General features: G+C 39.0%; 26 protein-coding genes and 2 pseudogenes. 4 read left to right on the top strand and 24 right to left on the bottom strand.

Annotated features, from left to right (window positions below; genetic code table 11):
- Positions 1-103: 103 nt before the first annotated feature.
- The 15 genes and pseudogenes from BM153_RS12565 to BM153_RS12495 all read right to left on the bottom strand — a co-directional run bounded on the left by BM153_RS12565 (position 104) and on the right by BM153_RS12495 (position 10,184).
- A complete protein-coding gene (locus BM153_RS12565) occupies positions 104-514 on the bottom strand; it encodes a peptide deformylase (protein ID WP_092874651.1) in 411 nt (136 codons plus the stop codon).
- 502 nt (positions 515-1,016) lie between these two features.
- Positions 1,017-2,270 (bottom strand): ATP-binding protein, encoded by a 1,254-nt coding sequence (locus tag BM153_RS12560; protein WP_092874624.1) that lies wholly within the window; start codon positions 2,268-2,270, stop codon positions 1,017-1,019.
- 107 nt (positions 2,271-2,377) lie between these two features.
- Positions 2,378-2,773, bottom strand: a complete 396-nt coding sequence (locus BM153_RS12555; protein ID WP_334293889.1) for a DUF3737 family protein — start codon at positions 2,771-2,773, stop codon at positions 2,378-2,380.
- A gap of 282 nt (positions 2,774-3,055) precedes the next feature.
- The gene (locus BM153_RS14420) at positions 3,056-3,130 is read right to left on the bottom strand and encodes a YoaP domain-containing protein (RefSeq protein WP_092874648.1); all 75 of its coding nucleotides are present in this window, start codon (positions 3,128-3,130) and stop codon (positions 3,056-3,058) included.
- Between the two features lie 2 nt (positions 3,131-3,132).
- Positions 3,133-3,354, bottom strand: a pseudogene (locus BM153_RS12540) (GNAT family N-acetyltransferase); the annotation flags it as partial.
- A 61-nt stretch (positions 3,355-3,415) separates the two neighbouring features.
- On the bottom strand, positions 3,416-4,219 hold the full coding sequence (locus BM153_RS12535; protein WP_092874618.1) for a MerR family transcriptional regulator: 804 nt from the start codon (positions 4,217-4,219) through the stop codon (positions 3,416-3,418).
- 261 nt (positions 4,220-4,480) lie between these two features.
- Complete coding sequence (locus tag BM153_RS12530; RefSeq protein WP_092874615.1) at positions 4,481-4,822, bottom strand: arsenate reductase family protein; 342 nt, start codon at positions 4,820-4,822, stop codon at positions 4,481-4,483.
- Between the two features lie 456 nt (positions 4,823-5,278).
- Complete coding sequence (locus BM153_RS12525) at positions 5,279-6,169, bottom strand: DUF6033 family protein (protein ID WP_092874612.1); 891 nt, start codon at positions 6,167-6,169, stop codon at positions 5,279-5,281.
- 323 nt (positions 6,170-6,492) lie between these two features.
- Positions 6,493-6,912, bottom strand: a pseudogene (locus tag BM153_RS12520) (hypothetical protein); the annotation flags it as partial.
- Positions 6,913-6,986: 74 nt separating this feature from the next.
- Positions 6,987-7,127, bottom strand: a complete 141-nt coding sequence (locus tag BM153_RS13790) for a hypothetical protein (protein WP_177205701.1) — start codon at positions 7,125-7,127, stop codon at positions 6,987-6,989.
- A 12-nt stretch (positions 7,128-7,139) separates the two neighbouring features.
- Positions 7,140-8,372 carry a site-specific integrase gene (locus tag BM153_RS12515; protein ID WP_092874606.1) on the bottom strand — a complete coding sequence of 411 codons (1,233 nt, stop codon included), beginning with the start codon at positions 8,370-8,372 and terminating at the stop codon, positions 7,140-7,142.
- A gap of 39 nt (positions 8,373-8,411) precedes the next feature.
- Positions 8,412-8,576 carry a CopG family transcriptional regulator gene (locus BM153_RS12510; protein WP_242622791.1) on the bottom strand — a complete coding sequence of 55 codons (165 nt, stop codon included), beginning with the start codon at positions 8,574-8,576 and terminating at the stop codon, positions 8,412-8,414.
- Positions 8,577-8,675: 99 nt separating this feature from the next.
- Positions 8,676-8,954, bottom strand: coding sequence for a DUF6462 family protein (locus tag BM153_RS12505; protein ID WP_242622789.1), 279 nt, complete (start codon positions 8,952-8,954; stop codon positions 8,676-8,678).
- A gap of 563 nt (positions 8,955-9,517) precedes the next feature.
- Positions 9,518-9,766, bottom strand: coding sequence for a hypothetical protein (locus BM153_RS12500; protein WP_092874604.1), 249 nt, complete (start codon positions 9,764-9,766; stop codon positions 9,518-9,520).
- Positions 9,747-10,184: a sigma-70 family RNA polymerase sigma factor gene (locus BM153_RS12495; protein WP_051625227.1), complete on the bottom strand. Its 438-nt coding sequence runs from the start codon at positions 10,182-10,184 to the stop codon at positions 9,747-9,749. The genes BM153_RS12500 and BM153_RS12495 overlap by 20 nt, the downstream gene beginning before the upstream one ends.
- 172 nt (positions 10,185-10,356) lie before the next feature.
- Here BM153_RS12495 and BM153_RS12490 point away from each other — a divergent pair, with 172 nt between their 5' ends.
- Positions 10,357-10,974 (top strand): type IV toxin-antitoxin system AbiEi family antitoxin domain-containing protein, encoded by a 618-nt coding sequence (locus BM153_RS12490; RefSeq protein ID WP_092874601.1) that lies wholly within the window; start codon positions 10,357-10,359, stop codon positions 10,972-10,974.
- A 14-nt stretch (positions 10,975-10,988) separates the two neighbouring features.
- Positions 10,989-11,843, top strand: a complete 855-nt coding sequence (locus BM153_RS12485) for a nucleotidyl transferase AbiEii/AbiGii toxin family protein (protein WP_092874598.1) — start codon at positions 10,989-10,991, stop codon at positions 11,841-11,843.
- 52 nt (positions 11,844-11,895) lie between these two features.
- On the opposite strand, the gene BM153_RS12480 is transcribed toward BM153_RS12485, so the two are convergent.
- Positions 11,896-12,120 carry a hypothetical protein gene (locus BM153_RS12480; protein WP_143088313.1) on the bottom strand — a complete coding sequence of 75 codons (225 nt, stop codon included), beginning with the start codon at positions 12,118-12,120 and terminating at the stop codon, positions 11,896-11,898.
- 161 nt (positions 12,121-12,281) lie between these two features.
- Between BM153_RS12480 and BM153_RS12475 the strand changes: the two genes are divergently transcribed.
- Positions 12,282-12,626, top strand: coding sequence for a plasmid mobilization protein (locus BM153_RS12475; protein WP_092874592.1), 345 nt, complete (start codon positions 12,282-12,284; stop codon positions 12,624-12,626).
- On the top strand, positions 12,575-14,026 hold the full coding sequence (locus tag BM153_RS12470) for a relaxase/mobilization nuclease domain-containing protein (protein ID WP_092874589.1): 1,452 nt from the start codon (positions 12,575-12,577) through the stop codon (positions 14,024-14,026). The genes BM153_RS12475 and BM153_RS12470 overlap by 52 nt, the downstream gene beginning before the upstream one ends.
- Positions 14,027-14,071: 45 nt before the next feature.
- Here BM153_RS12470 and BM153_RS12465 read toward each other — a convergent pair whose 3' ends face one another.
- The 8 genes from BM153_RS12465 to BM153_RS12430 form a co-directional block, all read right to left on the bottom strand.
- On the bottom strand, positions 14,072-14,284 hold the full coding sequence (locus BM153_RS12465; protein WP_092874586.1) for a hypothetical protein: 213 nt from the start codon (positions 14,282-14,284) through the stop codon (positions 14,072-14,074).
- A gap of 8 nt (positions 14,285-14,292) precedes the next feature.
- Entirely contained in the window at positions 14,293-14,625 is a 333-nt protein-coding gene (locus BM153_RS12460; protein ID WP_092874583.1) for a hypothetical protein, read from the bottom strand.
- 14 nt (positions 14,626-14,639) lie between these two features.
- Positions 14,640-17,210 carry an AAA family ATPase gene (locus BM153_RS12455; RefSeq protein ID WP_177205699.1) on the bottom strand — a complete coding sequence of 857 codons (2,571 nt, stop codon included), beginning with the start codon at positions 17,208-17,210 and terminating at the stop codon, positions 14,640-14,642.
- A gap of 5 nt (positions 17,211-17,215) precedes the next feature.
- Entirely contained in the window at positions 17,216-18,580 is a 1,365-nt protein-coding gene (locus tag BM153_RS12450) for a carbamoyltransferase N-terminal domain-containing protein (protein ID WP_177205698.1), read from the bottom strand.
- Between the two features lie 90 nt (positions 18,581-18,670).
- The gene (locus BM153_RS12445) at positions 18,671-19,459 is read right to left on the bottom strand and encodes a histidinol-phosphatase HisJ family protein (protein ID WP_009322360.1); all 789 of its coding nucleotides are present in this window, start codon (positions 19,457-19,459) and stop codon (positions 18,671-18,673) included.
- A 71-nt stretch (positions 19,460-19,530) separates the two neighbouring features.
- Positions 19,531-20,031, bottom strand: coding sequence for a hypothetical protein (locus tag BM153_RS12440; protein ID WP_207649038.1), 501 nt, complete (start codon positions 20,029-20,031; stop codon positions 19,531-19,533).
- Positions 20,032-20,177: 146 nt separating this feature from the next.
- Positions 20,178-20,672 (bottom strand): lincosamide nucleotidyltransferase Lnu(C), encoded by a 495-nt coding sequence (lnu(C), locus tag BM153_RS12435; RefSeq protein ID WP_019543803.1) that lies wholly within the window; start codon positions 20,670-20,672, stop codon positions 20,178-20,180.
- 23 nt (positions 20,673-20,695) lie between these two features.
- Positions 20,696-21,733, bottom strand: a complete 1,038-nt coding sequence (locus tag BM153_RS12430) for an IS1595-like element ISSag10 family transposase (protein ID WP_002837184.1) — start codon at positions 21,731-21,733, stop codon at positions 20,696-20,698.
- Between the last annotated feature and the right edge of the window lie 88 nt (positions 21,734-21,821).

The raw sequence follows: 21,821 nt of genomic DNA, 5'->3' as shown, positions 1-21,821 counted from the left end.
CTTGATTCCACCATTTTGGTGTGGAACTGTAACTCTAAAATAAACGACCGTTTACTAAATTGTAAACAGTCGTTTATTTTTCGTCAAGTATTTCTTTTTAAAATTAAATCAGCTCTCCGCTAAAATGCTGTATTTCATGCTGTATAATCTGTGCCGTGAAATCAGAGTACTTTCCGTGTTGTGGTTTGAAATTTTGATCAAGATAATCCACCTCAATTTCCTTATATCTGATACAAGGTCTTACTCCATCCAAAGACAGACAACTTTCCTCTGTTTCGTATTTCCCGGATTTCTTTGTAATTACAGGATTTACCATAGGAAAGATAAAGGGGCCTGCAGCCACAACAATAATCTGTTTTTTTACACCAATCATATTTGCAGCTATACCAACACATCTATCGCTGTTTGCTTTTAATGTATCTAATAAATCCTCAATAACTTGCTTATCCGCTTTTGTTGCCGGTTGGGATTTTTGCTGCAAAAACAGCGGATCTCTAACTATTTGTTTTACCATCACAATCACTCCTTTAATAATCTGTAAAGCGGACATTCTTAAATCCGCTTCGCTACTTCCTCATGAACGCAGTGGCACTTTGTGCCACCTGTCAGAAGGGGCTTTAACCCCTTCTGACACTAGTAAGCTTATACCCCGCTTAAAGCTTACGCTTTTGAAGCGGGGGATTGCTTACACTGCGTTCAAATGTCCAATCACAATAAACCCCAAACTCCGGACACACATTTAAAGGCTTGGCATATCCCTCTGAAAAACTAAGCAACCTATCATATTCAGACTTTGAAATTATTTCACCCCGAAGCATGTTCTTTAATAACTTATATTTGTGTTGTGCGATGCTCTTTTGCTGCAACAGTATCGATCATTTCTTTCCACTGAACTTTATAATTACTATACAAACTCACCCATCAAGCCTCCTACAAAAATATTTCTGTAAGAGACTTTTAAATTTTAGTTAAATGGACGTTAACGTTAAATCGCTTTATCATGTATAAATCAGCTCTCAAAAATCCAAACTGTCCTCATTTATCAAAAAAAATTTCATGCCCATAATTACAAAACCGTCTTCATTACGCCACGGCTTAGATGAGCCATTTACCAAAACAATTTTCTTGAAGGAATCAGGTATATTTCTAAATGAATTGTATTCCTGCTTTTGCTTTTCTTTGGCTGAAAAATCATAAGCCACCTGAATATAATAACGTTGACTTCCCATGTTTGTAACAAAATCAACTTCTAGCTGTTTTCTTATACTTTTTCCTTCGCTATTTTTCTGATTAACCTCCACTATTCCTACATCTACCTGATATCCTCTTACCAACAACTCGTTATAAACAATATTCTCCATTAAATGTTTTGGCTCCTGTTGTCTAAAACTGAGTCGTGCATTTCTAAGCCCTACATCAGTAAAATAATATTTCAGATTTGCTGCAATATACTTTCTTCCCTTAATGTCGTATCTGTTTGCTTTTGAGATAAGGTAGGCTTCTTCCAAGAATTCTATATGTGCGGAAATTGTCTTATTTGTATAACTACTATGTCTCTTTGTTGCAAATGTATTTGATATTTTTGTCGGATTGGTAAGTGATCCAATCGACGACGCAAGAATATCCACAAGTGTATTGATTTCATCTATGTTTTTTATCCTGTTTCGATCTATGACATCCTTCATATATACATTATCAAAAATACTCTTTAAGTAATTCATCTTTTGCTTGGGACTGTTCATATCAAGAAGAGCCGGCAACCCTCCATAATTTAAATATTCATCCCATGCATCGTCATATTCTCCGCCAAAAGCAGCATAAAATTCCGAAAAAGTAAGTGGATAAATATGTATTTCATCTCCTCTGCCTCTAAACTCAGTAATAATATCTTTTGACAAAAATTTTGAATTACTGCCTGTTACGTACACATCCACATTTTCAATTCGAAGAAGGGAATTTAATACTTCTTCAAACCTTTCAAGAAACTGCACTTCATCCAATAAAATATAATATTTTTCATTATCAGTTATTCTTCCCTTTATGTAGGTATAACAAACCTTAGGATTACGTAGTTCCTCTGATTCAATTCCATCTAGCACAATCTCAATAATATGTTCCGGATCTACCCCGCTATTTACCAAATACTCCTTATATAGCCTGAACAAAAGAAAAGACTTCCCACAACGTCTTATCCCGGTTATAACCTTTATCATGCCATTGTTTTGACGTTCAATTAACTGATTCATATATGCATCTCTCTTAATTATCATCTCATTACCTCTTTTTGCGTATTATCGCATTTTCTAGTAATAAAATAATCGTTATCTTAATCGTTGTCAATACTGTTATTACTATTTTTTGCATTTTAACGCATTTTTTAGTAATTCATATTTTCAAACACAGAATCTGTAATGTATTGGAAAGAATATTTTCCATCAAGCGTAACATTATCAAACTCAAGCCTCTCTGATCTCATCATAAAATATTCACTTACAGCCCTGGTATCCTTCATAACGATGCCTCTTACGGACCAGCCAAACTCCTGTGATATGATATCGCTGTTTTCTATCCTTATATCAGCACACTCACGAAGAGCTTTTATCCCATGGAGCTTTGTATCCCTTATTACAGCATTGCTCGTATACCACAGTGCTGCTCTGCAGTTTTCTGTCATCTCACTTCCCGAGATCTTAAGAGTATCATCATGCCAGAATGGATATCTCAAATTAAAAAAGCTATTCCTTACTTCAATATTCCTGCTTTCCTTAAGAATACTTTCTCCATCTGCAGGTCCGTCAAATCTGCAAGTATCAACTTCTTTCAGGCTTTCCTACAATGGTTCAATCTTTACCCGTGAAGGTCTTGGATACCTTCTGACCTACGAGCATCTTATTGATACCTCTAAGGAAAGCGGCCTTGTATTCAGACCACTTTCACCAAAGCTTGAAAACAGAATATACATTGTCTGGAACCGCTATCAGGCATTTACTCCTATAGCCGAAAGATTCCTTGAACATATAAAAAAGGCTTTTAGCTAATACGTATATATTCCGAGTTACCTTTCTACCAACTTCAAGAACTTCTTATCATTCATTTGCTCGTTCGTAACATACTCACCATCACAGAACAGAGCATATACCCGGTCGCATCAACAGGGTTCCATGCATTCTCTGCAGGAATATACTCGATAAAGCACTTTCCCCGTTCCACGCTTTTAAGGAACACTAGCCCCTCATTAAAGCGCACCGAAAGCCATGCCTTCTTCGATGACACCTGCACGTCTTTATTGTTTGATATGGCACAACAGATATGCTCCTCTTCAAGATTCTCTTTTGTCACCTTGATATATTCCATACGAAACCTCCTGTCAAAGATCGCCGGGAAGACTATAAAACTTCCCGGCACCAGATATTCATTACTCCACAGGAAAGCAAGCTTCTGTAACATACTCTTCAGGATTTTGGGTCTGGCCAGGGCTTACATGGTATATATTAAACATTGGACCGTTCATTTTATATCCGTTTGATTTAATCCAGGAAACCACTGTTGCATAAGCCTCTCCCATCTGATCATAACTACCTTTGACAATACAACTTGCCACCTTAACTTCAGGCAGGGTCATAAACTTAACATGCTCCGTATCCTGATACTTACCCTTAACTGCCATGGATACAATAATCTCTACATTTTCTTCTTTGAACTCATCGTCAAGAAATTCCGCAATGGCATAACATGGATCTGCAGGAATAAGGGGTTCTTTACATTCTCCCATCATATTCCATGCCACTCCCTCATCCTCATAGTGAGGCACCACCATATGTACTGTAGCTGCATATCTCTCGGGTATTGTCTTTACGGTTACATCAAAACTCATTTTTGGCTCCTTTCTCAGCCTCTTTCGGGCTGTATCCAGAAGCATCAGTTTATACTCCATTTCCTTAGCTTGCTGTTCAAGTTCCCTTTGTCTTGCCATTAAAAAGCTATCTATTTTTTCCTTATCGTCATAGACTTCAAGGATTCGTACAATATCAGCCAGGGCAAATCCCATATCCTTTAGTGCTGTGATTCTTGCAACAACAAATAACTGATCCTCACGATAATAGCGATATCCGGTAAAATCATCAATTTGTGCCGGTTTAAGCAAACCGATATCATCGTAATGACGAAGCATTCTGATACTTACTCTGGATAATTTTGAAAAATTTCCTATTTTTAGCATATTTTCTACCTCCATGGATGTTTTTCTTGAGCTCACTATTACCTTAATCCCTACCATAATGTGAGAGTCAATAGGGGTTTTTAAAAAAATTTTTGACTATAAGATACCTCGTCCTTATTATCAATCAACGCATTTTTTATATAACACTTTCATCCAATAAAAATCAAAAAGATCTATTGTTAAGACACCTTTTTTGTCATATATTAGATTCAGACCTGTTTTGCCCCACCCTATAGCGATTCTTAGTCATTTGCCAGTTTTTTACTCCCACTTCTTCCACACATCCGGCTGGTAACCAAGGGTAGACTGCTTTCCATTTCTAACAACCGGTGTCTTTATCACTTGCTGATTTTCAAGAATCTTTTCCAACTTATCTTCATCAGCAATATATTTTATCAGTGCTAAAGTATCTTTATCCTTGGCGTTCGGATTAATCATATTTTCTATTCCACCATTTGCCTGGGCAACTGAGGTAAACTCTCCTTTGCTCATGCCCTTTTCTTTCACGTCAATAAATTGATATTTTATGCCACGCTCCTTAAAGAAACGTTCTGCCTTCTTAGTATCATTACACTTTTTTGTGCCAAATATCTGTATGTTCAGTTAATCTACTCTCCGCTATAATTCTATGTTTTATGCTGTTTAATCTATCTTGCAAAATCTGAGAACTTCCCCAATTTTTTCCCCACAAAAATCTAATTTTCACTAATATTATTATAACATTTTAAAAAAAATAAGCTCAATAAACATCTACCAGAAAAAATCTTTATATCTATTCGATATTACCCAAAGTTCTTTGAAAAAAGTCAACTAAACAAAATTTGAGTTGACCAAATCCTTCCCCTGACATTTAATATTAGCCATAAAAGCCGCTAAACAAATCCTTCTAGCTACATCAAAAAAGGCTAGGCAAAACAGCGTACATTTATCTTCTTCCTGTTTTGCTTCGCCTTTTAATTAATCATAACCATTCTTAGCTACATATAAAATCCTGTTATAAGCTTATCACAAACTTTTAAGCTATCTTTTCCAAAACACTTTTCCATAACTTTTTGGGGATTATCCCATGTAATCCACCCTTCCCCCCAGCATTTTCTCAGTATCCGTCATTACCTTGGATGCTGAAATATCATAGGAGTATTCTCTTACCTTTGAAAGTAAATCATCTAAAGAATCCGCCTCAAAAGATAGATATTCCTTGTCATCTATCTTTTCAGTTTCCTTAGTATCTTTAATATCTTCTGATTTGGCTTTTTTGTCTTTAGCCTTTTCTATACGCTCTTCCCTAGCCTTTTTCTCGGCTTTTTTCTTTTCCTTAGCCTTTTCTTCCTTCTTTTGGGCTGCTTTTTTTTCTATACGCTCTTTTTGTAAATCCTGGGATTTTTCCACAGTTGCAAAAAAGCTTTCATTGCCATCTGAATCTACTGACATTCCAAAGTTTTTTATACTTGCTCCGGAACTTGTAAGAGAATTTTTTGCCGTTTCCATCTTACTTTGAGACATGGCGATAATTCCCTCATATTTCTTACGAAAAGACTCGTCTGTGGCCATACGTTCTAATTTTTCCTCGTTAATAAGAACCACCATTTTACTGGAATTACCATAAGCAGCGGCATTTTGCTGTACCTGAGCTTTCATGTCCTCACTTACAGTAATAAATTCCATATTGTGAAACTTTGATTTTAGCTTATTAAGATAATCTGCTGCTTTATCAGACAGTTTCACATCTCCTATGGTATTGCCATAATCTGTTTGTCTTGGCACAAGTAGGCTTTCGGTGTCAATTGGAGACCAGCTTTTAATTTCCACTTTGGAATCGCTGTTTCCACTAGTAGAATCAGTCTTATCTGATTTAGAAGCCGGGGTTTTGGTACGCTCTGTCGCCTTATTCTTGGCATAATACGTTTGATTAGTCTGCTGATAGGCAGCTATACCGCTAAATCCTGCCATATTTATCTACCTCCTTGTAGAATATTTGAAGTACCCACTTCCCTGTCGGGCGCAAAATGTGACAATTATAGTTATCCTAATCTTATTATCGGCATAATTATCCCTTTTTTTCATCTTTTATGGAAATCATTTACATTGACACTCCCATCAGCTAAAACTAACGGGATTCTTGTTTCAATGACCACGGTTATTGTCACACCTTCCATTAAGCGTGTGTATATTTTTTGTAAAACATACACTCCAAAACCAAAAAGCCGCCCTTCTTAAAATTTCTTTTAAGAAAAGCGACTCATGCAATTTGGTTAAATAAACCTCGTGTTCTATTAATACAATTTAGCTCCTGCCGGGATGTGGTTATCAACCATGAGAAGGTGAAGTTCCTCCTCCTCTGAATCCTTAAGATTATTTACTGCACTAAGTAACATTCCACAGGATTCTATTCCCATCATTGCTCTAGGTGGAAGATTTGTAATTGCAACTAAAGTCTTTCCAATCAGTTCTTCCGGCTCATAATAAGCATGAATTCCTGAAAGGATAGTCCTGTCTGTGCCTGTTCCATCATCCAAAGTAAACTGAAGAAGTTTCTTTGACTTAGGTACCGCAACACAATCCTTAACCTTTACAGCTCTGAAATCGGACTTTGAAAAGGTTTCAAAATCAACTGTCTCCTCAAAAAGAGGCTCTATCTTAACATTGCTGAAATTAATCTGACTATTAGGTGTGAAGAAACCTGTTTTGTCATTAGCCACAGTATGAGCTTCTGTAGCGGTTTTGCTGTTGTTTTTTAAAGTCGGGACGACTGCTCACTATACTGTCGTTACCCTGCATCATCCTGCAGTCCCAACATGTTATCAAGCTTCTCACTTGCCGTTACACTGCACCGTACTGCACCATACATTGGAATATCTGTGGCACAGATGTGGTACTCAGCATTTTTTTGTGGTACTTGGGAGTCCATCAAGGACTCTTCCTAAATGACATCATGATCATTTAACTGATCAAATATATCCTTCTTTTTCTTCTCCGATACTTCGGCGTAGATGTCCAGGGTTGTCTGAATATCCTTATGCCCCATAACGGATTGTATTACCTTAACATTGGTTTCATTCTCACAAAGCCTCGTACAGAACGTATGCCTTGTGATGTGGCAGCTGAAATCCGGTATTATTACCGGCTCTCTGCCTTCTTTCTTTGCATCCACTATTTCCTTTGCGTTATGATCCGATACTATGCGCTTTATTACCTTATTCACGCCAGCCGGATTGAGCAGCCCGCCAAAACGATTACAAAAGATGAAGTTCTTCATTCCTCCAAGCTCTACAACACAATGATAGCCGTACTTTTCCTGGTTCTCTTTTTCAAGCTCCAGAGCTTCCTTGACCTTCTTGAGCATCGGAATAGTTCTGATACCCGCCTCTGTCTTTGGAAGTGCAAGCTCATATTCACATTTGTAGTTCTTGTCAGATCTCGGATAATAGGTAACATCATGATCAATGGTTATAATCCCATTATCCATATCGGCATCATCCCAGCGCAGACCGATAACCTCTCCTATACGGCATCCAGTACCGAACATCACGGTAAACAGTGGCTTCCATTTCAGATTCTTCTGAAGATTAAGACAATCAAGGAAAGCCCTTTCTTCCTCTATTGTGAGTGCATGTCTTACCCCGGTCTCGCCGTCCCACTTCTTATTTACCTCAGCCATTGCTCCATCCGCAGGATTATTACGAATGACATTATCCCTGACTGCGAGCTGGAAGGTGGGGCGTAGCACCGTATGAACAGAATCCACCGTGCTTACGGATAATCCCTTGCCAAGCAAAGCATTGTAAAACAGCACCACATCAGAATACCTGACACTTGAAAGTTTCTTCTTTCCGAATCCGTTTCTTACGTAGCGGTCATAGGTATACAGGTAATTGGTTCGTGTCGAACTACGAAGTTCAGTCTTAGTAGCTATGTAGCGGTCAAATGCGAAGTTCACATCTGCTTTGCCCTGGACATACATATCAAGTCCATCAAGCTGATCCCGCTGAAGCTGCTTTTCCTTCTCCCTAAGTTCCCCTAAGTCCTTGGAGTAGATACATCTCCTTTTTCCAAGGGGATCCGTATAGGAGTATCGGTAAAGCTTCTTCTCCTTCTTGTAGTCCTCGCCCTTATGTAGTACCTTGCCCTTAGTGTCTTTCCGTATTTTTGCCATAGTTCATCCCTTTCTATTCAGGAAAGAGATTTTGCAAAATTACTTGTGCTTGGTTTCAAACAGTAGCCTGACACCTTCACGTATGGTTTCTGTTATGGTCTGGTCGTTTTGGTCTGCACGCTGCTTTAACTGCTCAAATTCTTCATCGGTAAAGCGGATGGATATTTTACTCGACTTAGGCTTTTCTGCCTTCGGTCTTCCCATCTTTGCCAAATCAGCGTACCTCCCTTCAACCATCCTCATTATACTTTTTGTCCTACAACATGTCAAGGTTTTTGTCCTGCAAAATCTCCTAACCGAATCTTATGAATTGTTGAGTTTTATGTACTCTTCAACCTTTTCAAGATCCACAAGCGCTATCTTATCAACATGTACAACCGCATCGGAATTGTTTGCCAGATCAGTAAACTTCCTCTCGCTCATGCTATACAGTTCTGCGCCTTCTTTATACCTAACATATTTCTTTGTTGAGTATCTTTGCGTCCGCAGGAGAACAATAGAAAAGACATCACTCGGCACATAAAAGACCATATCGTTATAGATGCACTTAACGAGGCTCTCTTCATCTTTCTCTTTCGCCATAGGCTTATGCTCCTCTCGCTATAATATTTCATGGCTAATCAGCCAATAAAGGCGCACTTATCCCCTAAAACTCAAATTCTCTTTCGCAAATGCGCTTTTATTGACCGATAAACCTTTTTCTTAAAAAAATACTTTGCAGTGATCCTGGGTACAGATCACATTGGAATTCCACCAGCTTCTTCAGCCCCCATTCTTCGGGGAAGTAACTTTAACTAAGGAACGCATCATCGCCATAGGATCCCCAATCCCATTCTCAGCAACATATACGACGCTCCACAGCTCATAGAGAAATTCGCTTTTCTTCCTAAATATAAGAGCCGCATCATGGCGTACTTGCTGTTTGGCTTAACGCTCCGGTTGTTCTGCAAAGTACAACAATATTCAGTTTTCAAAGTTCAGTGCCACCGTTACGGTGGTAATTCCTAACGCCGGACTTGTCAGCCCGAAAGGTACATAAGTGACACCTGCAGCTGCTACACCGCTTTTAGGCTTATGCACCTTATGAGAATGACAAATAATAAATAATGAAGGCGATAGGAATCAGGAGTTATCGTTATAGTTGATTATTCCTTAAAGTTCATTACTGCGTTATCGAGGATAACGCCAACATCCCCGAGGAGATTGTCAAAGTCAAACATATCGGGGCTGAAGCCTATAGCCTCTGACAAGGCCATTATCTCTTTGTTCAACTTATAACGCATAAGCCTGTCATAGTGCGCTCTCACATCAAACAGCGCAACAATATTGCCGGTAATAGCTGGCCTGATGAGATCAGCCTCCGGCGGAGTATATTTACGCCTCTTCACTTTCACTTGCCGCTCCTTTCCTCAATTCTTTAATCGCCTTCGATTTTGTAGATTTTACTGTCTCGTACTCAATGCCCAGCTCGTTAGCGATTTCCTCAAGCGTCATATCCAGCAGGTAATACATAAGTAAAATCTCACGCTTTCGTTTCTGTAATTTGGGGAGCAATTTTGCAAGGCGCTCATCTCCAATGAAGACATCCTTGCCCCGTACTGTCATTTTTACTGCGTACAGGTTGTCATGCTCATCTTCATGCATCATCATCGACGGATCTATCTCACCGCCGCCAAAATGAAGGATCAGGTACTGTGCCTGTTTGAATACCAGGTTGTGTGCTGCTCTACCGATCACCTCCTTGCAGTAACAGTCAAACCTGTCCCTTAGACTCCCATCTTTATCTTTTGGATCGAATTCATAGCCGCTCATAGTTATCCTTTCTACGAATGGCTCCTGATTCCGTCCTTCATTACAGAGAAGTATTTTCGAGGTCCAAATGTGGGTATAAATTTTGAAAAAAATTATTTTTCTTTCAAAACTTTACATTTAGACTTTACTATTATATAATTAAAGCGCGTTAGTTTCGAGGAGGTGATATAAAATGTCAAAACTTCGAGAACAAAGAATTGAAATGCTAAAAGAAATGGCCGAGAAGACCGGCGGCATGATCACAACATCCCAGATAGAAAAAGCAGGTATCAGTCGTGTACTGATACCCACCTTTATTGATGAAGGCATTCTTGTAAAAGAAGCTCGTGGAATATATTATTATGCAGATGAGTTCCCGGATGATCTCCAGATCATACAGGCGAACAACCCAAGAGTAGTTTATTCCTATGGCACTGCCCTTTACCTTTGGGATATGTCCGACCGTACTCCCCACGTATGGGATGTCTCCGTGCCACAGGGATTTAATGCAACCCGGTTAAAAAAGGACAATAAGAATATCAGATTACATTATATAAATGCCGATAAATGGAGTGTTGGCATTACAGAGACCTTGACACCGGACGGAAACAAAGTCCGTCTATATGATAAGGAAAGATGTATAATTGACCTGATCAAGAAAAAAGACAAGATTGATAAACAGCTATATCTGCAGGCTCTGCGCGAATACTTTAATGACCGAACTAACGACCATGCGCAGCTTATCAGATATGCTAAGATCTTCCATATAGAAAGACCTGTCAGAGACTACATGGATATACTGACAGGCTGAAAGGAGCACCACAGATGAAAACACCGGAGCAGCTTAAAGGCGCAATCCGCAATATAGCCAAAGAGAAAGATCTTCACGCTCAGGAAGTATTACAGATTTTTATGTTCGAGCGTATTCTGGAGAGATTATCCCTCTCTCCATATAAAAAGAACTTTGTCCTTAAGGGCGGTCTGTTGATTTCTTCCATGATCGGCATTTCTGAAAGGACCACCATGGACATGGATACAACCGTCCGTGGAATAGATATGGACGAAGAAAACATTGAAAAGATCGTAAAAGAGATCTTTGACATTAATACCGGAGACGGAATCATCTTCCGGTTTGAGAAGATCGAGCCTATCCGTGAAGATGATGATTACAACAATTTCCGAGTTCACTTTGTTGCAGAGTACGGCAAGATAAAGAACAAAATGAAGATTGACATCACCACCGGGGATGAGATCACACCTGCAGCTATCGAGTATTCTTTTCATACCATGTTCGATGAAAAGGACATTGATGTATATGCCTATACTTTGGAAACGATCCTTGCAGAAAAATATGAAACAGTTATCCGCAGAGGCATCGGAAATACCAGATCAAGGGACTTCTATGATCTGTATGTTCTCTTCCATCTTTACAGGGATTCCATCAATCCGGCACATTTTAAATTAGCTGTAGAGCATACTGCCAAGAAAAGAGGATCCTTTGATCTTTTGAAAAAATATGAGTCCATCTGCGCTGATGTAAAAGCAGAAGAATCTCTTGCAAATGACTGGAGCAATTACATCGCTGATGAGACATATGCAGCCAGGCTCTCATTTGATGAAGTGGTCGATAATGCTGTTGTAGTCGGAAAATATCTTGAGAACATTCCGGAAAATAATTGACGTCATGCTCCCGCTCTGCTAACATGACCTCAGTTCAGATTTTATAAGACACCTAAACTGCTACTATTACCGGTGCATCCGTGCGCCCGTACTGTGGCAGTTTTTTATTTCCCTTTATATCCCCACAGTACAAATGCATAAGAACAATCGCCGGATACGGCGTTATGGGTTCAAAGCCGCCTGCCCTATGGCAGTCTGAACCCGCAAATCGTAACCGATTTGCAAGAAGAATACCAAGCATTGGATGTGTTCCCACACATCCACATTTACTGACCATTTTCCCTACCGGCAAAATGGCAGCAAATGAGCTTGCAAGGGGCTACGCCCCCTGACCCCCGTTAATGCAAAACCGCTTCATATTCTCCTACCGCAATATGAACAGTTTTGCTTCAAAAACACTCACGCCGGAAACGGCAATTTTGAAAGGAAGTGGTATATATGAGCGGCAAGCGAGACCGCACCAATGAGCTAAAAGTATTCCTCAGCGACAATGAGCAATATGTGCTTGATGAAAAGGTCAAAACCTCTCACATGAGGAACAAATCCGAGTATATTCGTCACATGATCCTATACGGTTATGTCTATGACATCGACTATAACGGACTGAAGGAATACAACTACCAGATAGCCGCCCTTGGCAGAAACATAAACATGATCAGAGAGCGGATTATGAAAACAGGAAACGCTTACGAAGAAGATCTAAATGAGATAAAGGAGTTGATGGATAAGATATGGCATACACACGAATCCATGCTATCAAAAGTACCGTTACAAAAGCTGTAGCTTATATTTGCAATCCGGATAAGACCGAGCAGCAACTGCTCGTTGATTCATTTGGCTGTAGTCCCGAAACAGCCAGACATGACTTTGACTATGCTCTTTCCCGAACAAAGCAATCTGACAAAAATCAGGCTTATCATCTGATCCAGTCTTTTGCAAAAGGCGAGGTTTCTCATGAAGAAGCACATCGTATCGGGATCGAACTTGCTGACAAACTGCTCGGTGGCAAATACTCCTATGTTGTCGCAACCCATACCGATAAAGGCCACCCTCATAATCACATTATATTTTGCGCCGCCGATAACATAGATCACAAAAAATACAATTCCTGCAAGAAAAGCTATTATCACATCAGGCAGCTTAGTGATGAACTATGCAAAGAACATGGTCTTTCCATCATCGAACCAAGTGGCAGAAAAGGCAAAAAATATGTTCAGTGGAAAGCTGAGCAGGAAGGCACATCTTGGAAAAAGCGGCTTCAAGAGGATATTGACGAATGCATTAAAATCTCCAAATCCTACGAAGATTTTTTGCGCCTAATCAAAGAAAAAGGCTATACTGTCACTGGCGATAAAATCGGAGACACTCACGCAAAATACATAAAGTTCACAGCCCCCGGCCAGGAGCGACCTGTGCGTGGCAGCTCCCGCAATTTTGGAGCAGGTTATACAAAAGAAGAAATCAAAGACAGGATTGAAAATCCAGAGAAATGGAAGAATCAAGAAAAAACGTCACAGGAGCAAAAAGTCACAGAAGCCCCCAAGCAAAAAACACGAATCAAGATACCAAAAAAAGATATCCTCACCCGTACCGGCGCAAACAGAACACTTATAGACACTACCGGAGAAAGATTTCAGAACAGCCCTGGTCTGCAACACTGGGCTTCTGTCAAAAACCTCAAGACTGCCGCTACCAGCTATGCGGCCGCAGATAATCTTTCTGAGCTTCAGAAGCATATTGATAAAAAAACAACCGAGGCAAAGTCCGCCCGTACCGAGCTTGTAGAGCTGGAGCATCAAATGAAAAAAGTCTCCGAACTGCTCCTCTATGCGGAACAGTACAGAGACAATAAACCCTTTCAAGAAAAGTATAAGAAATCCAAGGATCCGGACAGATATCTCCGTATGCACGAAACACAGCTTATCCTGTATGACGGTGCTGAGCGTATGCTCCGCAAAATGGGGCTTGATCCAAAATCCGTTGACGCATCTGAAATCCGTGCTGACTATGAGGCTATGCAGACTCGCAAGGCAACCCTTGAAAGAACATATAAATCTGCCGAAAAAAATGCAAAGGCTCTTCAACAAAAAATGGCAAATGTTGAGCAGTATGTCGGAAAGGATAATTCCCACGATCGCGATCAACAGCAGATAAGTACAGAGCATAATACAGGCAGAACATAACCAGAGAGGGAGTTTTTCAACTCCCTCTCCCATATTGCTCATGTATCATTTTCTGTATTTATTGAGATTGATTCCCTCTCTTCTTGCCATTTCAAGAAGCTGATCTTCTGTAGCATCCTGTGCGTCACACATCTCAAGGAAGCCAAAGCCACCGGAATATGCTGCCATTTGTGCACCATACTCATCCATAAGATCTGACCTAAGCCTCTTGAAATCTATATCTCCATTATTATTGCTGCTATGCGAAAAAAGTCCCATATCTACACCTACTTTTCGAGATACTCCACCTTTTTACCATGAGCTTTGGCATATGCTATTTCTGACCTTGTACTATCGCCGATGTAACCACCGACATTTATCACATATATGCCGTCAGCCAAATCAATCTTGCGTTTATGCATATCATCAAGCATTTCTTTGGTCTTAGATAAAGTTCCTTCATCCATTCCGTCCCATACTTCGGAGTCGCCGGAATGCCCGAATAATCCGACGGATATAACTATGTTGCCTTCAAGTGTCAGTCGCTTTTGTACCTCATAGAATTCATCCTTGAATCTTGTGCTTCCACATAAGGTTATTACGTTATATCCACCAACCATTTTCCACTGCTCCTTTACACCACAGCCGTTTCTTGTATTTTTAATTCTCTGACGCTATCATCTAAAGCTGTCAGAATATCCAAAACATTTTTCACATCTGCCCTTTCAAATTCTGACTGTTCGTCTTCAAAATGTGTTCCCTTGTTAAGAACTCGCCAGTTATCTTGCTCTTTTATTGCTTCCAGCTTTTCCGTAATACTCTCCATACCTTGTATCTTTTTGGTTTTCTTTATAAGAGCATTAACAATTGAAAACAGATCCGGTTGAGACTTTGGCGATCTCATAGCAACTGATATCTCTCCATTTGAAGTATTGGAAATCTTGTTCCATAAATTATAAGAAACACTTTCCATAGCCTGTCGGCATTTTGATGCTGCATCCTTCAACTCACTCTCTTCATACTTCTTTTTTGCAGCTTCAATTGGAGTTTTAGCATCAGAATACTCAACCACAACTCCTCTTTCTTGTAATGTATCTGCCGGAAGGAATTTATATATAATGGCGTCCCTACTCGTTCTTGATGATCCAAGTCTATCTTTCAATTTCAGAACAAACTGTTCGCCATGAGTAGATAGTATTATTTGCTTATCCTTAAAATCCTCGTGAACCATAATGAGGTTTGCAACTCCATTCCTATGCTCGTCATCAATGGCATTTACAATGTCATCAAAAATGATAAAGTTGAGATTGTCTTTAACTGCCTTCGCTAACAAAATAGATAAGCCAAGTATTTTTATATGACCCTCACTTAAAACCTGTAAAGCATCAGAAGTGCTTCCATCCATAAAAGTTATAGTCAATTTGTTTGAATCACCAAACGGAAGGTTAAGACTCGACAGCATTTCAAAGTCGGCATCCCCTTTGTTTATAACGTTGTAGTAATCAACAATCTTGCTTTCCAAATCCTGAGCAATCAATTCCGGTAGTTTATCAGCATATTCATAAAGATTCGCCACTATCTTTTGATATGCCTCCATAATTTTACCGTTATATTCGGCTTGCTTTTTTTCTGCTTGAATCTTCTTTAAGGTTGCGTCGCTTTTTTTATCAAACTCCGCAATAAAAGCCTTATTATCTTCAACTAGCTTCTCTTTCTCCGATAGTTGAGTGGATAATGTAACCAGCTCTTTTTCCTTGCCTTGCAGCTTTTCTACTTCCTTCGAATATGCAGCATTCTTCTTTTCTGCTGCGTTGTTATAGTCTTTAATCTTGGTTTCTACATCTTCATCATTGAGAGCCTTGAAAATCATGCAAATATCAAACCACCGTTCTACAGACTGTTCATATTTCTCAATATCAGAAGCTGCTACTGTAACAAGATCTGAAATCGTAACACCCAACAAATCCATTAGTTCTGTGTTAGCCTTAAACAATAAATCCAATTCATCAATACTTGTTTTACATTCGGCGGATTTATCCTTTATAAGTTGCTTAATATTGTCAATTTCCTTGTATTCTTCTATCTTTTCCTTTGCATAAGAATACGGATTCCTTTCGGCCTTACTCACTGGAGTCCCACAAACAGGACATGCGTCTGTCTCGTCCAGTTGCGCAATGGATTCATATAGTTGTTTATAATTCAGCTCCATTGCCTTATTTGCCAACTCGTTTCTCTTCTCAATTATCAAGTTGAGACAGTTTATTATTTCATTGCAATTATTTTTAATTGAGTTGAAGTTTTCCTTCTCAATAGGCTTAACAGTTTCAGCATCCTTTCTTTGTATTTTTTTAGTCAAGATTCCACTTTCAGCGTCATCATAGAAGTCTATAGCCTGTTGAATCGTTTTTATCTCATCATGTTCCTTGGCCAAACCATCAATCGCTTTTTTAATCTCATCCTTTATCTGTTTCAGTCCCTTTTCCTGCTCAGATAATTCATTATTTTTCCCATCTCTAACAGCCTGCTGTTCCCTAAACGACTCTTCCGTGGACGATTTTATTGAAAGATATCTTTCATCAAAATTCTTTGTAAAATCTTGCACAAAGCCAGAAAACTCTGACAGACCAAACAAAGCAGCCATGCGCTCGCTCTGATTTTTAGCATTAAGGCCACTTATATGTGAAAAATCTGTTATACGGTTTTTCTCTATGAAAGCAAATCTATATGCCTCATAATCATCGCTGGCATCGGCTTCAGTTCCATCTTCAAACAAACAACGGATTACCGGAGCTATTCCCTTATTGGTTGAGGTATTCTTGATATATGTTGATAATTTAATATGATCTGCCTCAGCCTCTTCGATACTTCCAAGAAGACCATATTCCAAAGCCTCACTAAAGCTTGTCTTTCCCGATCCATTTGGTCCATATAAAAGGACATACTGTTTTTCAAGATTAAAGGTTCTACTTGTCGCAAACCCTCTAAATGAATTCACATCCAAGGATACTATACGCTTTATCCTGTTCTGAATTGCCCTTCCACCTATAGAAATATCCAGCAACGATGAATCGCATTTTTCTTTTTTTGCTGATACCAACTCAGCAAATTTCTTTATGCGTTTGCCTCCGGCAGTACCACCAGCATCAATCAGTTCTTCAAAGTTTTGAAGAATAATGTTTGCTACGGTAATATCATATGGATCCAATTCATCTATCTGCTACCCAATGCTCTTGCCCCCATCTCCATTTTTCCCTCAAACCAACAAACGATTTTCCCTTCAGCAATGAATTCTGCCACTGTTGAAGCTAAGTCAATCGGAACGATTGATTTAAAGCTAGATCTTATGAGTGCCTCCTCAATTTCATTGTCACTATACTCGGGTCCTAAGTCCAAACTATTCATACAGAAGCGATGCTTTTGAGATGTATGATATAAGCCTGCTCCCACGGTCAATCCTATATCACTAGATAATGGTTGAACATAAAAATTAGTTGCCTCAGATGTCTCTCTTATAACCATATTCATTTTGCAGTTCATGAAAACTCCGCCTGCAGCACAGACATTAACTATTCCTGTCTTTTGAACCGCATAATTTATTAATCGGATAACGCTTCTTTCTAAGTAATCTTGAACAAACCACGCAAAATCAATGTGTTCATCGGTAATGGAAGCATCTTTTTCTCGCGCTGAAAATCCTAATAAAGCTTCCAACTCATGAATCAGTTCATCTTCATTCATCATAAGAAAACCAGCATTATGATTATGCATAAAATGTGATACATCATAGAAGGCTCCGTTTAACGTGAAAGCAGATTTTAATCTGTCTGCAATTTCCTTGTTTTTCTTTCCATATGCAGCCAGAGCCATTGTCTTGCCCTCACCACCCCACGGCTCGAAACCTAGGAACTTAGTTGCAATGGCATAAAAATAGCCTAACGAATTAGGATAATCTATCTGCAATATTTTTTCGTATTGATGATTTTGAATTCGCCATAAAGTTGTAACCGCCGTTTCGCCAATACCATCTACTACAATTCCAACCGCCTCACTAAACCCAGAAACTTCATAGCTTGACGCAATGTGGGCCAAGTGATGTTCACAGAACATTACTTTTGTGGTCTCAAGAGCCGAACATTTTTCTATAATGAGTTTTCGAACATTTTCTTGAGAGCGAAAAAAAGTATATCTATCAACAATATTTGTCCTAATTATTTTTTCCACTATTTCGCTTCCACGGATTTGAATCGAATTAGATACACAGCTCACAAATGGATTTATAATATCAAGGAGCTCAAGATTTAGACGATTCATCCAAAGGGCAGGTTCGTACCCAATAACAACGGCATCTATGTCATCCCAAGTTAGGTTGCAATAAGTTAGACATTCAGCTAAAGCTAAAGAAGGAAACACACCTTTAGAGTGTTTCACCCTATTACAACGTTCTTCTTCAACTCCAAAAACTACCCTACCATCAATCAACACGACAACAGCAGGATCATGGTAGTTTAACCCGTATATACACGGGTTAATTCCCAATAATATTTCTCTTTTTCTTTTAGTTTCGTCTGCTTTCATTATCGATGATTCCTCTTTTACATTGAATTTAATGCTTTTCAGGCTTAAGCAAACACCCATATTCGGATGTGCTTATTGAAGCCTAGCACATCAATCCATTAACACCGGGATAAACTTCCTTTCCCTAAAATAGCCTATTTGAATTCTATTAGGCAAACGCGGTACAACATCTCTAAAATGACCGGACAACCTATCTGAACTATGAGCATCAGAACCAATAACAATTTTATTGCCACCAAGCTGAACATATCTGTTTATAACAGAGTATGATGGCATTGGTTCATCGCATGAATCATTAAGAGAAGAAGTATTTACTTCCAACAAAATATTCTTATCAATCATTGTTGAAAGAATCATATCCAGTACATCGTCGTCAATAACCCATTTGTCAAAAAATAATTTGGGGAAATCCAAGTGGGCCAGCACTTGAAAGCCCCCGAGCTCGACTGTTTTTTGCATTATTTGATAGTACTCATATATTGCTTTTGATACAGACAAATTTCCCGCTCCTGGAAAGACTGAATTATAGCAGTGATGTATCCCGGCCGTTATACAGTCGAAAGGATATGAACTATATAAGGCAAACTCTTCTGGAAACAAGCTGGGTTCCGAAAACTCAATTCCACTTAGCAAAGTTAACGAACCGTATTTTTTTCGCAAGCGGTTTATTTCACGGAAATAATCATCAACAACAAAGTTCTGTTTTCTGTTATCCTTAACAATTGAAAGATTCTTTTCCGCTGAATTAAAATCCACATGTTCAGTAAAACAAATAACTCTTGTACCCGTTTTGCCGGCAATCAGACAATAATCCTCCATCGTAGACATTCCATCAATTGAGAATTTTGAATGGACATGCATATCAACAAATTCATTCATAATCGAGCCTCCATTTGTGAAGTTCATGCAGATCAGTGAACGCAAATACTAGATCACACTCCGACATGCTCTTATTTATGCGATGAACCCTTTTTTCCATTCTTGCTTTTATTGTTTACATAACGTCTCTTACTTGGCTTCAATCTACTCGAAGATCCAGCATTGTTCGACGAACCTGTATCCAATTCCGAAGCTCCTTTTTTCTTGGGTGCACTCATATTGCGGTTATTTAATCTACTTACCAATTGACCACATGCGGCTTTTATATTGCCACCTCGGGATTCTCTGATTTTCACAGTAAGTCCCACCTTATTTAACTTATCACGAAATGCAACGAGTTCCTGTTTGTTTGGTCTTCGAACTGCTTTACAATCCGTTTCATTGTATTGTAAAAGATTAATCAATACATTTTTGTCACGAAACCATCTTCCCAACTGTTTTACATCATTCGCACGATCATTTACACCCGGTATAAGCAAATATGCTATAGTAACGCTACGATTATGTCTTTCTGAATATGAGAGTACTGATTGAACTACTTCATTTATATCATACCCTTTCATATGCGGCATGATATAGTCCCTTACATGCTGATTCGTGGCATGCAGGGATAACGTAAGTTGGATTTTTAAATGTTGGCTATGTCACAACAAACAGTTGATAAATAGCCATTTTTATAGGGGAGTATCAGAACTCCCCTACAAACTGTTATTTGCAGTTATCTATACTCATTTGGAATTTCGATATGAAGTGTCTCACACAATAACTTCACATCATGTGCATCATTTTCATCAAACTCGTATCCCAGATGGAACATTACTTGACTATATGGTTCAATACAGGAAACCTCTATTTCCTCAATTCTTCCTTTACCCGAAAAAGTTTCTACCGGAAAACAATCCCCATCATAAAGAATTTCACCTTCGTCCGTATATTCAAAACAATGCAAATCAATAATTCTGTTTTTCAAATCTTCCCATACAGTATGGTTCAATGTTGTATATTCCATCTTAATCTCATAAAAGCCATTAGCTTTCATTATTTCTATAAAGTTCTGATAATCGTTCTTTTCTACAAAAATGTCAATATCATTATGGGCTCTTGACTGATATCCAAGAAGAGCATCTACACCCCAGCCACCATCAAGAAAGACTTTAATCTCCGCATCTATTGCAAATTGAAGAATCTGTTTTACATCTGTTATATTGACCATCTTATCATCTCCACAAATTCTAATTAGGCGACCAGAGGAACTGCTGGTCTGTTTGATAAATCTCTGCATTTAGCAGTTTTCAATGTTGCCAAAACGAAAGTTAAGAAGATGTTCCTTTTCTCCATGTCGCTTTCTTTGGCGTAATTTACAAGGTTATTCCACACAAGATAGTTGTTCAGATACTTGGTAGAAACACCGTTAAAGCCACGCATAAACCTCTTTAGCTGGCTATGGTAGCTATTGATATGTTGGATATTATAAATGCCTTTCTTGGCTTTGCCAGTCTTTAACTGCACAAGGTCAATGCCATTGGCATTTGTAAATCTCACATAGGAGTTCATCTTGTCCGTAACAAGAGTGGAATTGGTCTTAATCCTACCATCATAAATATGATGTAAATCTCTTGTAGAAACTCTACCAGTATTCGTAATCTTGGAGATAGACAAGCCATTCCTATTAACCGCACAAGGAACACATACCTTTTCTTGGGACAAGCCTCTGATATGTGTAGAATGACCACGCTTATGAGCCTTGCGTGGCATAGCAAATGTCTTACTCTTGCTATGATTGCCCTTGTACGAGATGGCGAAAAAAGTTTCGTCAGCCTCAATAATACCGTCAAGGGTAACATCGTCTGCCATATTCTGAAGTGCATCCAAAATCTTGTGTCTCCAAAGGAATGCGGTGTTTCTGTGAATCCCACAAGCAACAGCAGTCTTACGAATGGATAAGCCATTCATCATACAATCAATGTACTGCTCCCACACGGACAAGTCTTTTCTTGTACCAGACACAATGGAGTTCGTAGCAATCACGAAGGACTTGCCACAATCCTTACATACATATCGCTGTGTGCCATCTTTACGATGACCATTGCGAACCACATGGATACAGCCACAAAGAGGGCATACACGACCATTTGCAAAGCGTTCCTTTGCTACGAAATCTTCAATATTCAAAGACTTTACAAAGGCAGGACTTAAAAGCATTGTTTTAAGGCTTTCCTGCTCTGCGACAGTCAACTTACCGATAATATCTAATGCGTCTTTGATAGTAGGCATATCCAATTACCTCCTTCGGTGGTACTGTTTCTTACTATTATTATACGCTATTTCTCGTCAAAAACCAACCATTTGTTGTGACAGAGCC

The sequence above is a fragment of the Acetitomaculum ruminis DSM 5522 genome, assembly GCF_900112085.1.
Classification (GTDB): Bacteria; Bacillota; Clostridia; order Lachnospirales; family Lachnospiraceae; genus Acetitomaculum; species Acetitomaculum ruminis.
This window is presented reverse-complemented; position numbering and strand designations above follow the sequence as displayed.

Excerpts from the sequence above, each read along its gene's own strand:
- BM153_RS12535 (WP_092874618.1), bottom strand. The coding sequence starts at position 4,219 with ATGCTAAAAATAGGAAATTTTTCAAAATTATCCAGAGTAAGTATCAGA.
- BM153_RS12560 (WP_092874624.1), bottom strand. The coding sequence starts at position 2,270 with ATGATAATTAAGAGAGATGCATATATGAATCAGTTAATTGAACGTCAA.
- BM153_RS12470 (WP_092874589.1), top strand. The coding sequence starts at position 12,575 with ATGGCATACACACGAATCCATGCTATCAAAAGTACCGTTACAAAAGCT.
- BM153_RS12430 (WP_002837184.1), bottom strand. The coding sequence starts at position 21,733 with ATGCCTACTATCAAAGACGCATTAGATATTATCGGTAAGTTGACTGTC.
- BM153_RS12475 (WP_092874592.1), top strand. The coding sequence starts at position 12,282 with ATGAGCGGCAAGCGAGACCGCACCAATGAGCTAAAAGTATTCCTCAGC.
- BM153_RS12460 (WP_092874583.1), bottom strand. The coding sequence starts at position 14,625 with ATGGTTGGTGGATATAACGTAATAACCTTATGTGGAAGCACAAGATTC.
- BM153_RS12440 (WP_207649038.1), bottom strand. The coding sequence starts at position 20,031 with ATGCCGCATATGAAAGGGTATGATATAAATGAAGTAGTTCAATCAGTA.
- BM153_RS12515 (WP_092874606.1), bottom strand. The coding sequence starts at position 8,372 with ATGGCAAAAATACGGAAAGACACTAAGGGCAAGGTACTACATAAGGGC.
- BM153_RS12505 (WP_242622789.1), bottom strand. The coding sequence starts at position 8,954 with ATGGCGAAAGAGAAAGATGAAGAGAGCCTCGTTAAGTGCATCTATAAC.
- BM153_RS12445 (WP_009322360.1), bottom strand. The coding sequence starts at position 19,459 with ATGAATGAATTTGTTGATATGCATGTCCATTCAAAATTCTCAATTGAT.
- BM153_RS12450 (WP_177205698.1), bottom strand. The coding sequence starts at position 18,580 with ATGAAAGCAGACGAAACTAAAAGAAAAAGAGAAATATTATTGGGAATT.
- BM153_RS12465 (WP_092874586.1), bottom strand. The coding sequence starts at position 14,284 with ATGGGACTTTTTTCGCATAGCAGCAATAATAATGGAGATATAGATTTC.
- BM153_RS13790 (WP_177205701.1), bottom strand. The coding sequence starts at position 7,127 with ATGGACTCCCAAGTACCACAAAAAAATGCTGAGTACCACATCTGTGCC.
- BM153_RS12565 (WP_092874651.1), bottom strand. The coding sequence starts at position 514 with ATGGTAAAACAAATAGTTAGAGATCCGCTGTTTTTGCAGCAAAAATCC.
- BM153_RS12525 (WP_092874612.1), bottom strand. The coding sequence starts at position 6,169 with ATGGCAGGATTTAGCGGTATAGCTGCCTATCAGCAGACTAATCAAACG.
- BM153_RS12485 (WP_092874598.1), top strand. The coding sequence starts at position 10,989 with ATGAAAACACCGGAGCAGCTTAAAGGCGCAATCCGCAATATAGCCAAA.
- BM153_RS12490 (WP_092874601.1), top strand. The coding sequence starts at position 10,357 with ATGTCAAAACTTCGAGAACAAAGAATTGAAATGCTAAAAGAAATGGCC.
- BM153_RS12495 (WP_051625227.1), bottom strand. The coding sequence starts at position 10,184 with ATGAGCGGCTATGAATTCGATCCAAAAGATAAAGATGGGAGTCTAAGG.
- BM153_RS12480 (WP_143088313.1), bottom strand. The coding sequence starts at position 12,120 with ATGGTCAGTAAATGTGGATGTGTGGGAACACATCCAATGCTTGGTATT.
- BM153_RS12510 (WP_242622791.1), bottom strand. The coding sequence starts at position 8,576 with ATGGGAAGACCGAAGGCAGAAAAGCCTAAGTCGAGTAAAATATCCATC.